18 protein-coding genes are annotated in these 16,251 nt (G+C 57.8%); 7 read left to right on the forward strand and 11 right to left on the reverse strand.

The genetic code is table 11. The features are described from left to right. The first annotated feature begins 174 nt into the window (after positions 1–174). From AACY50_RS14820 to AACY50_RS14835, 4 genes are all read left to right on the forward strand, one after another. A complete protein-coding gene (locus AACY50_RS14820; RefSeq protein ID WP_339432160.1) occupies positions 175–1,986 on the forward strand; it encodes a penicillin-binding protein activator in 1,812 nt (603 codons plus the stop codon). Beyond that, positions 1,986–2,348 (forward strand): YraN family protein, encoded by a 363-nt coding sequence (locus AACY50_RS14825; RefSeq protein WP_150592666.1) that lies wholly within the window; start codon positions 1,986–1,988, stop codon positions 2,346–2,348. Before AACY50_RS14820 ends, AACY50_RS14825 begins: the two co-directional genes overlap by 1 nt. 101 nt (positions 2,349–2,449) lie before the next feature. Beyond that, on the forward strand, positions 2,450–3,043 hold the full coding sequence (locus AACY50_RS14830; protein ID WP_008082788.1) for a phosphoheptose isomerase: 594 nt from the start codon (positions 2,450–2,452) through the stop codon (positions 3,041–3,043). Beyond that, the gene (locus tag AACY50_RS14835) at positions 3,040–3,618 is read left to right on the forward strand and encodes a BON domain-containing protein (RefSeq protein WP_166221262.1); all 579 of its coding nucleotides are present in this window, start codon (positions 3,040–3,042) and stop codon (positions 3,616–3,618) included. Before AACY50_RS14830 ends, AACY50_RS14835 begins: the two co-directional genes overlap by 4 nt. Before the next feature lie 50 nt (positions 3,619–3,668). Here AACY50_RS14835 and AACY50_RS14840 read toward each other — a convergent pair whose 3' ends face one another. From AACY50_RS14840 to rplM, 7 genes are all read right to left on the reverse strand, one after another. Next, positions 3,669–4,082, reverse strand: coding sequence for a ClpXP protease specificity-enhancing factor (locus tag AACY50_RS14840; protein ID WP_108590189.1), 414 nt, complete (start codon positions 4,080–4,082; stop codon positions 3,669–3,671). Positions 4,083–4,098: 16 nt separating this feature from the next. Continuing rightward, positions 4,099–4,716, reverse strand: a complete 618-nt coding sequence (locus AACY50_RS14845) for a glutathione S-transferase N-terminal domain-containing protein (protein ID WP_090286143.1) — start codon at positions 4,714–4,716, stop codon at positions 4,099–4,101. A gap of 147 nt (positions 4,717–4,863) precedes the next feature. After that, on the reverse strand, positions 4,864–5,643 hold the full coding sequence (locus AACY50_RS14850; RefSeq protein WP_339432161.1) for a cytochrome c1: 780 nt from the start codon (positions 5,641–5,643) through the stop codon (positions 4,864–4,866). After that, the gene (locus tag AACY50_RS14855; protein ID WP_339432162.1) at positions 5,643–6,854 is read right to left on the reverse strand and encodes a cytochrome b; all 1,212 of its coding nucleotides are present in this window, start codon (positions 6,852–6,854) and stop codon (positions 5,643–5,645) included. The genes AACY50_RS14850 and AACY50_RS14855 overlap by 1 nt, the downstream gene beginning before the upstream one ends. After that, positions 6,854–7,447, reverse strand: coding sequence for a ubiquinol-cytochrome c reductase iron-sulfur subunit (petA, locus tag AACY50_RS14860; RefSeq protein ID WP_221731519.1), 594 nt, complete (start codon positions 7,445–7,447; stop codon positions 6,854–6,856). The genes AACY50_RS14855 and petA overlap by 1 nt, the downstream gene beginning before the upstream one ends. 269 nt (positions 7,448–7,716) lie before the next feature. Further along, positions 7,717–8,109 (reverse strand): 30S ribosomal protein S9, encoded by a 393-nt coding sequence (rpsI, locus tag AACY50_RS14865; protein ID WP_100845125.1) that lies wholly within the window; start codon positions 8,107–8,109, stop codon positions 7,717–7,719. 14 nt (positions 8,110–8,123) lie between these two features. Then, positions 8,124–8,552 (reverse strand): 50S ribosomal protein L13, encoded by a 429-nt coding sequence (rplM, locus tag AACY50_RS14870; RefSeq protein WP_007917032.1) that lies wholly within the window; start codon positions 8,550–8,552, stop codon positions 8,124–8,126. A gap of 245 nt (positions 8,553–8,797) precedes the next feature. Here rplM and AACY50_RS14875 point away from each other — a divergent pair, with 245 nt between their 5' ends. Next, positions 8,798–9,838, forward strand: coding sequence for an NADP(H)-dependent aldo-keto reductase (locus AACY50_RS14875; RefSeq protein WP_339432163.1), 1,041 nt, complete (start codon positions 8,798–8,800; stop codon positions 9,836–9,838). Positions 9,839–9,939: 101 nt separating this feature from the next. Here the strand turns inward: AACY50_RS14875 and AACY50_RS14880 are convergent, their stop codons facing one another. Next, positions 9,940–11,076: an acyl-CoA dehydrogenase family protein gene (locus AACY50_RS14880; protein ID WP_339432164.1), complete on the reverse strand. Its 1,137-nt coding sequence runs from the start codon at positions 11,074–11,076 to the stop codon at positions 9,940–9,942. Between the two features lie 250 nt (positions 11,077–11,326). Between AACY50_RS14880 and AACY50_RS14885 the strand changes: the two genes are divergently transcribed. Further along, the gene (locus tag AACY50_RS14885) at positions 11,327–12,223 is read left to right on the forward strand and encodes a GlxA family transcriptional regulator (RefSeq protein ID WP_221731600.1); all 897 of its coding nucleotides are present in this window, start codon (positions 11,327–11,329) and stop codon (positions 12,221–12,223) included. A 198-nt stretch (positions 12,224–12,421) separates the two neighbouring features. Here the strand turns inward: AACY50_RS14885 and zapE are convergent, their stop codons facing one another. The 3 genes from zapE to AACY50_RS14900 form a co-directional block, all read right to left on the reverse strand. Next, entirely contained in the window at positions 12,422–13,516 is a 1,095-nt protein-coding gene (gene zapE, locus AACY50_RS14890; RefSeq protein ID WP_339432165.1) for a cell division protein ZapE, read from the reverse strand. A 90-nt stretch (positions 13,517–13,606) separates the two neighbouring features. Then, positions 13,607–14,968: a tryptophan--tRNA ligase gene (locus tag AACY50_RS14895; RefSeq protein ID WP_339538783.1), complete on the reverse strand. Its 1,362-nt coding sequence runs from the start codon at positions 14,966–14,968 to the stop codon at positions 13,607–13,609. A 24-nt stretch (positions 14,969–14,992) separates the two neighbouring features. Next, complete coding sequence (locus AACY50_RS14900) at positions 14,993–15,622, reverse strand: alpha/beta hydrolase (RefSeq protein WP_339432217.1); 630 nt, start codon at positions 15,620–15,622, stop codon at positions 14,993–14,995. 144 nt (positions 15,623–15,766) lie between these two features. Here AACY50_RS14900 and AACY50_RS14905 point away from each other — a divergent pair, with 144 nt between their 5' ends. Continuing rightward, positions 15,767–16,201, forward strand: a complete 435-nt coding sequence (locus AACY50_RS14905) for a YhcB family protein (protein WP_339432167.1) — start codon at positions 15,767–15,769, stop codon at positions 16,199–16,201. Positions 16,202–16,251 lie beyond the last annotated feature (50 nt).

Consider the following 16,251-nt stretch of genomic DNA (forward strand, 5'->3'; position numbering starts at 1 on the left):
AACGCGTCACGAGGCTCGCGATGCGTTCAGGCATCCTTGGGTTTTGTGCGTAACTGTGCGCCGCGGCAACATTTCCTTCAGCTAAATTGACTGATTCATGCCAGTAACATCGCGCCCCGGCCAGCGCTTGGGTACAATTCCACGCTAATTTGATCGAGTATCAGGAACATTTACATGATCGCTTGCCTGCGGCTGTTCACTGCCCTTTGCCTCGCTGCCTTGTTGGCGGCTTGCGCCAGCTCCCCTTCCTCCAGCCTTGGCGAACTTCCACGGACTCCGGATGCCAGCATCGAGCAAATGCTCGAACAGGCTACCCAAGCTAAAACCCCGGAAAAAGCTGCCCTGTTGCGCCTGAGCGCCGCAGATCTGGCTTATCGCCAGGGCAATGCCGGACAGTCCGCACAGATCCTGCAACAAGTGCCACTGGAGCAACTCAAGCCAGGCCAGCAGATTTTCGCCAGTACCTTGGCAGCGGAACTGGCCATGACGCGCAATCAGCCAAAAGCGGCGCTGACCGCGCTGAGCCATCCGAGCCTGCAACACTTGGGTGAAATGCCGGAAGATCAGCAGATACGCACCGGCACCGTGCACGCCCGCGCCCTGGAAGCCGATGGCCAGACGCTCGCCGCTGCCCGTGAGCGCGTCTTCATCGCCCCGATGCTGCAAGGTGAAGCCGCCAGCAAGAACCACGAAGCCATCTGGAGCCTGATCGCCTCGCTGCCGACCGATCAACTGCAACCCAACACCACCGACGATCTCGGTGGCTGGATGGGCCTGGCACTGGCCGTAAAAACCGCCGGGACCCTGGAACAACAGCAAGCCGCCATCGACACCTGGCGTGCACAAAATCCAAAGCATCCGGCCGCCATCAAGCTGCCATTGCCATTGGCCAAACTCAAGGAGCTGACCAGCCAGCCCCTGAGCAAGATTGCCCTGCTGCTGCCACAAGATGGTCAACTGGCTGCTGTCGGCAAAGCGCTACGCGAAGGCTTCATGGCTGCGCACTATCAGGCTCAACAGGCCGGGCAGAAGCCGCCAGCCATCGAGTTTTACGACAGCACGAAGCTGACCTCGATGGATGAGTTCTATCGCAAGGCTCAAGCCGATGGCGTGCAACTGGTGGTCGGACCGCTGGAAAAACCACTGGTCAAACAACTGAGCACTCGCCCACAACTGCCTATCACCACCCTGGCACTGAACTACAGCGAAGGCGATCAAGGTCCGGCACAGCTGTTTCAGTTTGGTCTGGCGGCTGAAGACGAAGCCCGCGAAGTGTCCCGCCGCGCACGCGCCGACGGCCTGCACCGCGCTGCGATCATGGTGCCGAAAGGCGAATGGGGCGACCGCGTAATGCGCGCGTTCAGCCAGGACTGGCAAGCCAATGGCGGCAGCGTTGTCGCCATCGAGCACATTGATCAACCTGTGCAACTGGCTCAGCAGATCGCTGATATGTTCCGGCTGCGCCAGAGCGAAGCCCGCGCCAAGAGCCTGCAAAATGCTGCCGGCACCAACGTAGCCGCACAACCGTCGCGCAGTCAGGACATCGAATTCATCTTCCTCGCCTCGACACCACAACAGGCACAGCAGATCAAGCCGACCCTGAACTTCCAGTACGCCGGTGACGTTCCGGTCTATGCGACCTCCCATGTGTACAGCGCCAGCGGCGATGTGAACCAGTACAACGACATGAACGGCATTCGCTTCTGCGAAACCCCATGGCTGCTGGAAACCAGCGATCCGCTGCGCCAACAAGTCACCGCACAGTGGCCGCAAGCGGCCGGCAGTCTGGGGCGTCTGTACGCCATGGGCGTTGACGCTTATCGCCTGGCTCCGCGCCTGAGCCAGCTCAAAGCCCTGCCGGACAGCCGCATCGAAGGCCAGTCGGGCAGCCTCGGCATGACCCAGACTCAACGCGTTGTGCGTCAGTTGCCTTGGGCGCAGTTCGTCAATGGTCAGGTCCAACGTCTGCCGGATACCCCGCGCTGATGCCCGACAGGTCACGCTCGCAAAGCGGTAAAGATGCCGAGCGCCAAGCGCTCGAGCATCTACAGAACCAAGGTCTGCGCCTGCTGGCGCAGAACTGGTTATGTAAACGCGGCGAGCTTGATCTGGTCATGCTTGATGGCGATACAGTAGTATTCGTTGAAGTTCGCTACAGAAAAAACACTCAATGGGGTGGAGCGCTCGCTAGTATCGATGGGCGCAAGCAGCAGAAACTGATTTTCGCTGCGCAGTATTTTCTTCAGCGCGAGTCGCGTTGGGCCAACTCCCCCTGCCGCTTCGACGTGGTGGCCATCGACAGCCATCCGAGTCAGCTGAACTGGTTGCAGAATGCTTTCGACAGTTGATCACCTGCACCCGACCCGTTTTTCACCCGACACATTTTGCTCTTTGCTTTGCGGGCTGCACATTCATGTGCCGAACAGCCGCGCTACTTAAGGTCACACAGATGGACATGCAATCCCGAATTCGCCAGCTTTTCCAGGCCAGTATCGACACCAAGCAACAGGCGATGGACGTACTTGCACCGCACATCGAGCAAGCCAGCCAGATCATGGTCAATGCCCTGCTCAACGAAGGCAAAATGCTTTCGTGCGGCAATGGCGGCTCTGCGGGCGACGCCCAGCACTTTTCCTCGGAGCTGCTTAACCGCTTCGAGCGCGAGCGCCCGAGCTTGCCAGCCATAGCCCTGACCACCGACACCTCGACGATCACCTCGATTGCCAACGACTACAGCTACAACGAAGTGTTCTCCAAGCAGATCCGTGCGCTCGGTCAACCAGGCGATGTATTGCTGGCGATTTCGACGAGCGGTAACTCGGCGAACATTATTCAAGCGATTCAGGCCGCACATGATCGCGAAATGATTGTCGTAGCTTTGACCGGACGCGATGGCGGCGGCATGGCGTCGCTGCTGTTGCCCGAGGACGTAGAGATTCGCGTACCGGCCAATGTCACTGCACGCATTCAAGAAGTCCACTTGCTGGCGATCCATTGCCTTTGCGATCTGATCGACAGCCAACTGTTCGGGAGTGAAGAATGACCCCTAATCGCCTTGGCCTTCTGGCCTTGACTCTATGCCTCGGCATCAGCGGCTGCACCTCAGTGGTGAATGCCAGCCGTGAAGCGCCGATTGAAGACGACCGCGGCACCCGCACCTTCGGCAGCAAGATCGACGACTCGCTGATCGAAACCAAAGTGGGCGTGAACGTCGCCAAGGCCGACCCGGCCCTGGATAACGATTCGCACATCGTCGTCACCAGCTTCAACGGCGTCGTGTTGCTGGCCGGCCAGACACCACGCGAAGACCTCAAGGCCAAGGCCGAGCAGGCCGCCGCCAACGTGCAGCGCGTGAAGAAGGTGCACAACGAACTGCAAGTGCTGCAACCCTCCTCCCTGCTGGCCCGTCAGAACGATGCCTGGCTAACCACCAAGATCAAGACCCAGATGCTCACCGACGCCAGCATTCCTGGCTCGCGCATCAAAGTCGTGACCGAGAACGGCATCGTCTACCTGCTGGGCCTGCTGACCAAACAGGAAGCCACTCAGGCCACCAACCTGGTGCAAGGCGTCTCCGGCGTGCAGAAAATCGTGAAACTGTTCGAGTACATCGACTGACACCCGCCCTTGCAGTAACAAAAAAGGCGATCCTTGCGGATCGCCTTTTTTTATTTCACCACTTTCAGACTTGGTCGGCCGCTTGGGCGCGGTGGCTCGCTGTCAGGAGGTGGCAGGTCGTCATCCGGCTCGATATCGCCTTCATCATCCATCGGCGACTCGAGGTCGAACACCATGCCCTGCCCGTTCTCCCGGGCGTAGATGCCCAGGATTGCACTGATTGGCACGTAAAGACTGTGCGGGACACCACCGAAGCGCCCCTCGAAGGTCACCACGTCGTTATCCATGTGCAGATGACGCACAGCACTCGGCGAGATGTTCAGGACAATCTGCCCGTCACTGGCAAAACCCTGCGGTACCTGCACCGCTGGGTATTCGGAATTGACCAGCATGTGCGGGGTGCAATCGTTATCAACAATCCACTCATAGAGCGCGCGGACCAGATAAGGTCGACTGGAGTTCATAGCGGCTCCTTAAGCCTTAGCGCATATCGCGTTCGACGCCAGACAGACTCGCCTGGAAAGCCTCACGCGCAAACTGGCGCTCCATATAATCAAGCAGCGGCTTGGCTGGCCGCGGCAGTTCAATACCCAGAATCGGCAAACGCCAGAGTATTGGCAATAGGCAGCAATCCACCAGACTTTGTTCCTCACTGAGGAAAAACGGTTTGTCGGCAAACAGCGGCGACACGCCTGTCAGGCTTTCGCGCAATTCCTTACGCGCCACAACTCGCGCGGCTTCCTTGGCTTTCGGATCCAGGATCAGATCCACCAGACCACACCAGTCACGCTGAATACGATGAATCAGCAGACGGCTGTTGGCACGCGCCACCGGATAAACCGGCATCAACGGCGGGTGCGGGTAACGCTCATCCAGATATTCCATCACCACGGTCGACTCCCACAACGCCAGGTCACGATCGACCAGCGTCGGCAGACTGCCGTAAGGGTTTACCTCAATCAGTTTAGGCGGCTGGCGACCAGCTTCCACATAAATGATCTCGGCGCTGACACCCTTCTCTGCAAGTACGATACGCACTCGGTGGGAATAGTGGTCGGCGGGGTCGGAGTAACAGGCCAACCGATTGGTCACGCCCATGGCGATCCTCCTCGCTTGTTGAATTTGTCGGAACCGGAAAAACGCGCGCGCCCAGAGGGCGCCTCCCGCAACACCTGGCTGGCCAGACGTTGCGCTATCGGAGACACCCTTGGGCGCGCGCGATTAACAGCAATGCTTGAAGCGTTATCAGTGCACGTCTTTCCAGTATTCACGCTTGAGCAGGTAGGCGAACACAAAGAAGAACGCCAGGTAGAGCAAAACGTAAGTACCGATGCGCTGATGTTGCAGCTTAACCGGGTTAGCCGAGTAAGCCAGGAAGGTTACCAGATTCTTGACCTTCTCATCGAACTGCTCTTCATTCAGAGCACCCGACTTCGGCACGATGGTCAGTTGATCGCACGCTTCATGAGTCAAAGGCGTACCGGTCAACGGATCATATTGCTTCTTGCCGTCTTCGACGATCTGCACCTGTTTGCAGCCCACGACCTGACGACCTTGCAGGCCGACCAGCACGTTAGGCATGCCGACGTTCGGGAAGACCTTGTTGTTCACACCCCATGGACGCGCAGGATCTTCATAGAACGACTTCAGATAACCGTAGAGCCAGTCAGTACCCCGAACGCGAGCGACCAGCGTCAGATCCGGTGGCGCAGCGCCGAACCAGGTCTTGGCATCAGCGGGCTGCATGCCGATGCTCATGTGATCGCCAATCTTGGCACCGGTGAAGACCAGCTTCTCCAGCATCACATCGTGCGGGATGCCGAGATCATCGGCGACCCGCTCGTAGCGCTGGAACTTGGCACTGTGGCAACCCATGCAATAGTTGGCGAACGTACGCGCGCCATCTTGCAGGGCTGCTTTATCGGAAACGTCGATGTCGACGCTTTCCAGCTCAGGACCGTGCTCGGCGGCGAACGACAACACAGGCAAAGCAACAAGAATCAGTGCAGCGAATAATTTTTTCATCAGCCAGTCACCCTTTCCGGAACCGGTTTGGTCTTCTCGAGCCGGGTGTAGAACGGCATCAGAATGAAGTAGGCGAAGTACAGGAAGGTGCAGACCTGCGACAACAACGTCAGAGTCGGTGTCGGGGCTTTCACGCCAGTCCAGCCAAGCAGCACAAAACACACACAGAAAACCACAAGCCAGATTTTGCTCAGCCAGCCCTTATAGCGCATCGACTTGACCGGACTTCGGTCAAGCCAAGGCAGTACAAACAGCAAAGCAATCGAAGCCCCCATCGCGATCACGCCCATAAGCTTGTCCGGAATCGCCCGCAAAATTGCGTAGAACGGCGTGAAGTACCAGACCGGAGCAATGTGTTCAGGCGTCTTGAAGGCGTTAGCCACTTCAAAGTTCGGCTTCTCGAGGAAATAACCACCCATTTCCGGGAAAAAGAACACGATCGTGCAGAAGATGAACAGGAACACGACCACGCCGACAATGTCTTTCACGGTGTAGTACGGATGGAACGCAATGCCGTCCAGCGGGATACCGTTTTCGTCTTTATGCTTCTTGATATCAACGCCGTCAGGGTTGTTCGAACCAACTTCGTGCAGTGCCAGAATATGCAGCACCACCAGACCGAGAATCACGATCGGCAGGGCCACAACGTGCAAGGCAAAGAAACGGTTCAGGGTGATCCCGGAGATCAGGTAGTCACCACGAATCCATTGCGTCAGGTCGTTACCGATGACTGGAATCGCGCCGAACAACGAAATGATCACCTGGGCACCCCAGTAGGACATCTGGCCCCATGGCAGCAGATACCCCATGAAGGCTTCAGCCATCAGCGCCAGGTAGATCAGCATGCCGAACACCCAGACCAGCTCACGCGGTTTCTGATACGAGCCGTAGAGCAAGCCTCGGAACATGTGCAGATAGACCACGATGAAGAACGCCGAAGCACCTGTGGAGTGCAGCAAACGCAGGATCGAGCCGTACTCGACGTCACGCATGATGTATTCGACGGAAGCGAACGCTTCTTCTGCCGACGGGGTGTAGCTCATCGTCAGCCAGACACCGGTGACGATCTGGTTAACCAGAACCAGCAGCGCCAGGGAGCCGAAAAAATAGAAGAAGTTGAAGTTTTTTGGCGCGTAATACTTGCTGAGATGGTCTTCCCACATCTTGGTGGCGGGGAAGCGCGCATCAACCCAATCCATGAACTTGCTCATCACGCTTTCTCCGTATCGATGCCAATGACAATCAGGTCATCAGTCTCATAGGAATGCGGGGGAACTGGCAGATTCAAAGGCGCAGGTTGCGACTTGTAGACGCGGCCAGCCAGATCGTAACGGGAACCATGGCAAGGGCAGAAATAACCGCCTACCCAATCTTTGCCCAGATCCGCGGGCGCCACTTCGGGACGGAAGGTCGGCGAGCAACCCAGGTGCGTACAGATCCCGATCACCAGCAGGATTTGCGGCTTGATGGAACGTACTTCCGGGTCGACATAGGTGGGTTGCGTGGAGTTTTTGGAGGTCGGATCGGAGAGCTGCCCCTCGATCTTTTTAAGATTCCCCAGGATTTCCTCGGTACGGCGGACAATGAACACCGGCTGACCGCGCCATTCAGCAATCATCTGCTGTCCTGGCTCGATTTTGCTGACATTCACTTTCACCGGTGCACCAGCGGCTTTCGCCTTGGCACTGGGAAACCATGACCCCACGAACGGGACCGCAGCCCCCACCGCTCCTGCAGCACCCACCACGGATGTGGCTGCTACCAAGAAGCGACGCCGGCCTGCATTCACGCCGTCATTGCTCATTCAGTCCTCTCCCATCAGCTTTGTGGCCTGTAAAATCAGGCATCTACTAAATAAATCAATGTTACTTATAAAAATTTTGCCGAGATGGTAATGAAAAGCCCCAATTCTGACAAGGGAATTACCCGGAGCTCTCACCCTCAAGCCTTGTAGTATAGGGGGTCTACGAATGTGGCAAGTTGTCACAGCGCAATTCTTTGATAAATCACAGGCATAAAAAAACGCCCGGTTCCGTGAGGAATCGGGCGTTCTTTTTGAACGTGGAAGCGAAATTAACGCTTCGAGTACTGCGGACGCTTACGCGCTTTACGCAGACCAACTTTCTTACGTTCAACTTCACGGGCGTCGCGAGTAACGAAGCCAGCTTTGCGCAGAGCGCCACGCAGGGTTTCGTCGTAGTCCATCAGAGCGCGAGTGATACCGTGGCGGATTGCACCAGCCTGACCACTTACACCACCACCGATCACGGTGACGTAGATGTCGAACTTCTCGACAGTCTCGGTCAGCTCCAGCGGCTGACGAACTACCATGCGGGCAGTTTCGCGGCCGAAGAAGTTATCCAGCGAACGGTTGTTGATGGAGATTTTACCAGTACCCGGACGCAGGAAAACGCGTGCGGTTGCGGTCTTGCGACGGCCAGTGCCGTAATTTTGAGTCGCCGACATAATGTACTATTCCGTTAAAACTTCAGTTCTTGGGGCTGCTGAGCAGTATGTGGGTGTGCAGCGCCCGCATAGACTTTCAGCTTACGGTACATGTCGCGACCCAGTGGGTTTTTAGGCAGCATGCCTTTAACCGCGGTCTCGATCACGCGCTCAGGGGCTTTAGCGATCAGCTTTTCAAAGTTGATCGACTTGATGCCGCCCGGGAAACCGGAGTGGGAGTAGTACATTTTGTCAGTGGTTTTAGCACCGGTAACACGGATCTGCTCAGCGTTGATTACGACGATGTAGTCGCCGGTGTCAACGTGAGGAGTGTACTCAGGCTTGTGCTTGCCACGCAGACGGCTCGCGATTTCGGTGGCCAGACGACCCAGGGTCTGACCAGCAGCGTCGACGACAAACCAGTCGCGCTTTACTGTTTCCGGTTTAGCAGTAAAAGTTTTCATTCTTTATAGCCTCAGGGGCCGCCCTGTAAATTAGACGGCGGATCTTACTGAATAGTGCGTACTTTGACAAGTCAAAGGCAGCCGGATACAGACGCTTTCGGGGGCTCGGGTCGGCGCGTCCGTTCAACGGCAAGATTCTTCGGCGGCGGCGCATCACTTCCACTGCAGAAAGAGGTCGGCAATTATGCAGATTGCGAAAAATATTTCAACCTGCTTTTATGATTGTTTTGCCCAAGGAGCACCCGATGGACTATCGCCAGCTAGGCCGTACCGACCTGAACGTGAGTGCAATCTGCCTCGGCACCATGACCTGGGGCGAGCAAAACACCGAAGCTGAAGCCTTCGCCCAGATCGAACGGGCCAAGGAAGCCGGGATCAACTTCATCGACACCGCCGAGATGTATCCGGTGCCGCCGAAAGCCGACACCTACGCCACCACCGAGCGTTACATCGGCAATTACTTCAAAAGTCGCGGCGATCGTGCCGACTGGATCCTCGCCAGCAAAATCGCCGGCCCAGGCAACACCATCGACTACATCCGCGACAAAAACCTGCGCCACAACCGTCAGCACATCACCGCAGCGGTCGACGCCAGCCTCAAGCGCCTGCAGACCGATTACATCGATTTGTATCAACTGCACTGGCCAGAGCGCAGCACCAACTTTTTCGGACAACTGGGCTACAAACACAAGATCGAAGCCAACCTGACACCTCTGGAGGACACCCTCGAAGCACTCGACGAACAGGTAAAGGCTGGCAAAATCCGCCACATCGGCCTGTCCAACGAAACCCCTTGGGGCACGATGCGTTTTCTGGCGCTGGCCCAAGCCCGTGGCTGGCCGCGCGCGGTGTCGATCCAGAATCCGTACAACCTGCTCAACCGCAGCTTTGAAGTTGGCCTGGCGGAAATCGCCATCCGCGAACAGTGCGGCTTGCTCGCCTATTCGCCGCTGGCGTTCGGCTTTTTGTCGGGCAAGTACGAAGGTGGTGCACGTCCGCCAAAAGGCCGTCTGAGCCTTTACAGCCGCTTCAGCCGCTATTTCAACGCGCAATCGGAGGCCGCGTGCACCCGTTACGTGGCGCTGGCCCGCGAACACGGCCTGGACCCGGCGCAAATGGCTTTGGCGTTCGTGACCCAGCAGCCGTTCGTCACCAGCAACATCATTGGTGCGACGACGCTTGAGCAACTGGACAGCAACATCGCCAGTTTTGATCTGAAGCTTTCAGATGAAGTGCTGGAGGGGATTGAGGCGATTCATAAGGATCACCCCAACCCTGCGCCGTGATCGCGAGATAAACCGTCTTAGCGAGCAACCCCGCCCCCACGATCACCGAACCTGTGGGAGCGGGCTTGCCCGCGAAGACGCCAGTCAAGTCAACGCAAGACTCAAAGCGACCGCGCAATGATCTCTTTCATGATTTCGTTGGTGCCGGCATAAATCCGCTGCACCCGCGCATCCGCCCAGGCCCGGGCCACCGGGTATTCCCACATGAAGCCGTAGCCGCCATGCAGTTGCACGCACTCGTCGAGCACCTTGCATTGAAGGTCGGTGCCCCAGTATTTCGCCATCGCTGCCGTCGGCACGTCGAGTTTGCCTTGCAGATGCAGCTCCAGACACTTATCGACGAACACCCGTCCGATCTGAATCTGCGTGGCCATTTCCGCCAGTTTGAATCGAGTGTTCTGGAAGTCGGCAATCGCCTTGCCGAACGCCTTGCGATCACGGGTGTAATCGAGCGTCCATTGCAGCGCTGCTTCGGCCGAGGCCAAGCCACCGATGGCTACCGTCAGACGTTCCTGAGGCAACTCCTGCATCAGATAGGCAAATCCCGCCCCGGCCTGACCCAGCAGGTTTTCCCTGGGCACGCGTACGTCCTGGAAGAACAATTCCGACGTGTCCTGCGCCTTCATCCCGACTTTCTCCAGGCGCTTGCCTTTATCGAAACCTGGCGTGTTCGCCTCGACCAGAAACAGGCTGGTGCCTTTGGCGCCGGCTTTCGGATCGGTCTTGGCGACGACGATGACCAGATCGGCGAGAAAACCATTGGTGATGAAGGTCTTGGAGCCGTTGATCACATACTCGTCACCGTCGAGCACGGCCGTAGTCTTGACCCCTTGCAGGTCGGAACCGGCGCCAGGCTCGGTCATGGCGATAGCCGTAACCATCTCACCCGACACCAGTTTCGGCAGGTACTTGTGCTTCAGCGCTTCGCTGCCGTAATGCAGGATGTACGGCGCGACGATGTCCGAATGCAGCGAGAAACCGATCCCGGTCAGGCCCAGCCTACCGACCTCTTCGATCACCACGGTGCTGTAAAGAAAGTCCGCTCCCAGGCCGCCGTATTCTTCCGGCAGGTGCGAGCAGAGCATCCCCGCCTCCCCTGCCTTGTTCCATAGTTTGCGGTCGATATAGCCCTGTTTCTCCCACTGCGCATGAAACGGCACCGCCTCTTTTTCGAGGAATGTTCGTACGCTGTCGCGGAACAATTCGTGCTCGGAACTGAACAAGGTTCTGGGAATCATGCGGCACCTTTCTTTGTTATTGGAGGGATACACCCTTCAGAGACTAAGCCTCCCCTCCGACACAGGACACTGGACACATCCGACAAAAAATAAGACGATCCAGCCGTCTGGTGACCACTTTCCCTTATAAAAACAAAACAAAAGTTGAATTATGTCTAAGCAAGTCTCCACGCCCTTACGGCGCGTCAGCATCCTGGCGATCGACCAGGTTTTCGCCTTCACCCTCATGCAAGCCAAGGATTTTTTCCATGTGGCCAGCCTGCGCTACGGCAAACAATTGGGCCACGGCCTGACACCGGCGTTTGAAACACGCCTGGTCAGCCCTGATGGCCAACCGGTGAAAAGCTTTAGCAATGTAGTCATGCCGGTGGATGGCGGTCTCGAAAACACCGATATCATCATCCTCCCGGCGTTCTGGGACGATTTCGATACGCTGTGCAGCCGTTACCCGCAAATCCTGCCTTGGTTGCGCGAACAACACGCTCGCGGCGCCGTGCTATGCGCCGAGGCCACAGGCGTGTTCTGGCTGGCCGAGGCGGGGCTGCTCAATGGCAAGGAAGCAACCACTTACTGGCGCTTCTTCAACGCCTTCGCCGAGCGCTTCCCGCAGGTTCACCTCAATCAGGACAAGCACCTGACTGATGCCGACAATCTCTATTGCGCCGGCGGCACCACGTCGGCCTGCGATCTCTACATCTATCTGATCGAGCGCTTCTGCGGCGCCAACGTGGCGCAGGCTGTGGCCCGCGACATTCTTTACGAGGTGCAGCGTAACTATTCGCCAGGGCGCATCGGTTTCGGCGGGCAGAAGCTGCATCAGGACGTGATCATTCTGCAGATTCAGCACTGGCTCGAAGAACACTTCGCCGACAAATTCCGCTTCGAAGACGTGGCCCGCGAACACGGCATGAGCATCCGCAACTTCATGCGCCGCTTCCAGACCGCCACCGGTGACAAACCGCTGCATTACCTGCAACGGCTGCGCATCGAAACGGCCAAGGGGTTGCTGTCGGGCAGCCGCAAGAGCATCAAGACCATCAGTTATGAAGTCGGCTATGACGATGCGAGCTTCTTTGCGCGACTGTTCCGCCAGCACACCGAACTGTCGCCAAACCAGTATCGGCAGCAATTTCAGCAGGCTGCCTAACCCCCGAAGCATACAGAGATCCCCTGTGGTAGCGGGCTTGTTCGCGAAGGCGGCGCATCTGCCGACATCGATGTTGAATGACATACCGCTTTCGCGAGCAAGCCAGCTCCCACAGGGGGATTGCGGTGAATCCGAGGAATCTTCAAGACATAAAAAAGGGCCTGCATTCGCAGGCCCTTTTTTATTTGCCGAATCGGTTCAAGGCTTGTGCGCCCGAGCCAGGAATTCGTGGGATTGCATCTCCAGCAAACGGCTCAGCGTGCGCTGGAACTCGAAGTTCAGACGTCCGCCGGTGTACAGATCTTTCAACTCGACTTCGGCAGAAATGATCAGCTTCACGTTGCGGTCGTAGAACTCGTCGACCATGTTGATGAAACGTCGAGCGATGTCATCGGTGGTGACGCTCATCTGCTCGACACCGCTGAGCAGCACGGCATGGAAGATCTTGCCCAGTTCGATGTAATCGTTCTGGCTGCGCGGGCCGTCGCACAGTTCACGGAAGTCGAACCAGGCCACGTCGTCACAGGTACGCAACGCGCGAATTTCACGATTTTCGATGATCAACACATCGTTCTCGACCGCAGCGGTGCATTCCGGCGTCAGTGCCTTGAAGCTTTTGCGCAGGCTTTCGTGAGCGGCTTCGTCGAGCGGATAGTGGAACAGCTCCGCTTGTTCGAGGTGACGCAGACGGTAGTCGACGCCGCTGTCGACGTTGACGATCTCGGTGTTCTGCTTGATCAGCGCGATGGCTGGCAAGAAGCGCGCACGTTGCAGACCGTCTTTATACAGACCGTCCGGGACGATGTTTGAAGTCGCGACCAGGGTCACACCATTCTTGAACAGCTCTTCCATCAGCGTGCCGAGGATCATGGCGTCAGTGATATCGGAGACAAAGAACTCATCGAAGCAGATGACCCGCGATTCAGTCGAAAAACGCTTGGCGATGAGGGTCAGCGGGTTTTTCTCACCGCCGAGGGTCTTCATCTCTTCATGCACACGCTTCATGAAACGGTGGAAGTGAGTGCGGGTCTTTTCCTTGAACGGCAGCGCTTCGAAGAAGGTGTCGACCAGGTAAGTCTTGCCGCGGCCCACGCCGCCCCAGAAGTAGAGACCCTTGACCGGCGCCTGATCCTTTTTGCCAAACAGTTTGCTCAGCAGCCCCGGTTTGTTCTGATCGGCGGCGATCAGGTCCTCGTACAGGCGTTGCAAATGACGCACAGCAGTTTCCTGCGCGGCGTCATGGAAGAAGTCCGGGCGTTTCAGATCAGCTTGGTATCGTTCTAGGGGCGTCATAATTCGTTAGCAAGGCAACAAAAACGGGCCGTCACTGTAGCGACGGCCCTTGAGAATGGCAATCAGCCCTTGGTCGGGCCGCGCCGCTGATTATTCCTGAACCGGTGTCAGAGCGATGCGCAGGGCCTCGATGGCCGCATCCAGCGCTGCACTGTCAGCGAATGCCGGACTGTCGCCAACGCACTCGCCTTCCAGCCACACGCTGAAGCTCTGGTCTTCGCTGCGCACGTCCAAAGGCTGGCCGGATTGCAGTTGCTTGGTCACCTGGCCTGCGGTTTTGCCGTCGGCGAAGTTGCGCGACAGCAGCAGTTGCTCACCATCGGCGGCCAGCAGACGGAAACGGAAGCTGCCGTCGTCTTCACGGAAGCTGACGAATCGTGCGGCTTTCGCCACTTTCTTCTTGGTGGTCGCTGCGACTTGAACCTGATTGACGAAAGAACGCAGGCCGACGGCCTCACGCAGTTCGTTGAGGAACGGCGTGGCCACGGCACGGGCCTTTTTCGCGCCGATCTGCAGGATGTCTTCCAGATCTGCTGGACGCTCGATCAACTGGTGATACTTGTCGCGAGCCTCGCCCAGTTCGTTGTCGAGCAACTGGAACAGACGGTTCTTCGCCTCGCCCCAACCCAGGCCGCCCAACAGTTCGCTGCGGAATTCGTCGGATTGCGCCGGCGTGGCGAAGGCCTGGAACAGGGTGAACAGGTGCGAGTTGTCCGGATCTTTGGCTTCGCCCGGCGCGCGGGAGTCGGTGACGATCCGCGAGATCGCGTCCTTCATCTCTTTGGCGCTGGAGAACAACGGGATGGTGTTGTCGTAGCTCTTCGACATCTTGCGCCCGTCGAGGCCCGGCAACGTCGCCACGCTTTCCTCAATCAGCGCTTCGGGCATGGTGAAAAACTCTTTGCCCTGACCAAACAAATGGTTGAAGCGCTGGCCGATGTCGCGCGCCATTTCCACATGCTGGATCTGGTCGCGACCGACCGGCACCTTGTGCGCGTTGAACATCAGGATGTCCGCCGCCATCAGCACCGGATAGCTGTAGAGGCCCATGGTGATACCGGCATCCGGGTCTTCACCGGTTTCAACGTTCTTGTCCACCGAAGCCTTGTAGGCATGGGCGCGGTTAAGCAGGCCCTTGGCGGCAACGCAGGTCAGCAGCCAGGTCAGCTCGGGGATTTCCGGGATGTCGGACTGGCGGTAGAAGGTCACGCGGTCGACATCGAGGCCACCGGCCAGCCAGGTCGCGGCGATTTCCAGACGCGAGCGCTGGATGCGCAGCGGGTCATCGCATTTGATCAGGGCGTGGTAGTCGGCCAGAAAGTAGAACGAATCGGCATTGCTGTCGCGACTGGCAAGGATCGCCGGGCGGATGGCGCCGGCGTAGTTGCCCAGGTGCGGCGTGCCGGTGGTGGTGATGCCGGTGAGGATACGGGTACGGGTACGGTTCGTCATGGGTAATCGCTTGTCAGACTGCAATCAATTCGAGAGACGCGGCAGGATCAGATCCTTGAGATCGGTCAACTTGCCATGAAAAAAGTGTCCGCATTCTGCCACTTTCAGCAGCTCATGGGGGCGCTGGAGTTTGTCGGACCAGTCGTAGACCAGTTGCGGATCGATCACTTCGTCGGTTTCCGGCTGGATCACCGTCAGCTCGCCGTGCTGTGGCAGTTGATCCTGATCACCCAGACGCATCACCGCCGGCGCGACCATGAACAGGTGCTTGAGCGGCACGCCCTGCGCTTCAAGACGCCCGCCGAGACTTGCTGCAACAAATCCACCAAAGGAGAAACCGAACAGGGTCAACGGCAGATCCGGGTGTTTTTCCCTCAGCCATGCCGCCGCAGCCTGGGCATCATCGACTTCGCCAGTGCCCATGTCGTGGGAACCTTCGCTGGCGCCGACGCCGCGATAGTTGAAACGCAAGGTGATCAGGCCCGCATCGCGCGCGGTGCGCTGCAGGGTCGAGACGACCTTGTTGAGCATGGTGCCGCCCTGCACCGGGTTAGGATGGCAGATCAGCGCGATACCGCGCGGCTGCTCGTTATCCAGATACAGAGACTCAAGTTGGCCGATTGGGCCATCAATCACTACGGGGGTTTCACGCATCAGCAAGGAAGGAACTCCGTGACCTCGAGTCGGGTCGACTCGTCTAGCAAATTGTCTGTGCCAATCTATTGCGAGTGAATCGCGGTATACAGCGCAGGTTCGAGCCGTTAACGTAAAGCAAAGCCGTTTATAGAGGAAGGACTCGTGGAACACTCGCTCTTAGTTTGGTTGTTACCGACTCTTGCCCTGGTTGTGGGTGTCGCCATTGGATTCCTGATCGCGCGCGTTGCGCCGAACGCCGCGCCGAGCCGTACGCAGCGTCAACTGGATGATATCCAGGAGCGTTTCGACAGTTATCAAAACGAAGTGGTCACCCACTTCAACAGCACTGCGATGCTGGTCAAGAAGCTGACCCAGAGCTATCAGGAAGTGCAGGATCATCTCGCCGAGGGTGCCAACCGTCTGGCCCTGGACGAGCAGACCCGCCAACGCCTGATCGCCGCCCTGCACGCCGATGCGACGCAGGCACCGCGCGAACGCCTGACGCCACCGCGCGATCAGGAGCCTCCACGCGACTACGCACCGAAGACCCCAAACTCGCCGGGCATGCTCGATGAGCAATATGGCCTGAAGAAGTAATTGGGTTTCGCGCCCAACAAAAAGCCCCCGGACAATGCTGTTGTCCGAGG

The sequence above is a fragment of the Pseudomonas sp. RA_15y_Pfl2_54 genome (assembly GCF_963971015.1).
Classification (GTDB): Bacteria; Pseudomonadota; Gammaproteobacteria; order Pseudomonadales; family Pseudomonadaceae; genus Aquipseudomonas; species Aquipseudomonas baetica_A.